Origin of the sequence: Calidithermus terrae, assembly GCF_003574345.1 — a bacterium.
GTDB lineage: Bacteria > Deinococcota > Deinococci > Deinococcales > Thermaceae > Calidithermus > Calidithermus chliarophilus.
Genome location: NZ_QXDL01000452.1, coordinates 1 through 624, shown reverse-complemented (window position 1 = coordinate 624; position 624 = coordinate 1). Strand labels below are relative to the sequence as shown.

At 73.6% G+C, this 624-nt stretch carries 1 pseudogene; it reads left to right on the top strand.

The window, feature by feature from the left end:
- Positions 1 to 624, top strand: a pseudogene (locus Mterra_RS21525) (hypothetical protein); the annotation flags it as partial.

The following is a 624-nucleotide window of genomic DNA, read 5'->3' as shown; positions in this document are numbered from 1 at the left end:
AGCTGCAGCACCACGCCCGCGGCTGCTACGCGGCCTTCTCCGAGATCAAGCGCCTCAACCGCCAGGCCGAAGAGGCCCTGCTCACCGCCGAGAAGCTCGCGGTGATGGCGGGCGCCCACGGCTTCGCCTACCCCCACGCCGAGCTGGAGCACGCCTGGAAGCGCCTGCTCTTCAACCAGTTCCACGACATCCTGGCGGGCTCGAGCGTCGCCAGCGCCTACGCCGACAGCCGCAACGAGCTGGGCGAGGCCCTGGCCCGCGCCCACCGGGCGGGATTCCGCGCCATGCAGGCCATCGCCTCGCGGGTGGACACCCGCTTAGGCGGGGCCGAGCCGGAGGCCCCCATCCGCTCGGTGCGCTGGGACGGCCCCACCTGGGTCACCGACTACGGCGACGGGGTGCCGGTGCTGGTGTTCAACCCCTCGCCCTGGCCGCGCCGCGAGGCCTTCCGCCTCGAGCTCAACGACTGGCACACCCCCGAGCTGTGCGTCCTCGACGACACCGGGCAACCCCTCCCCCACCAGGGCGTCCAGCCCGAGAGCGCCTCGGGCGGGCGTCCCGCCGTGCTCTTCGAGGTGGAGCTGCCCCCCCTGGGCTACCGGCTCTACCGCGTGGTGGACCAGC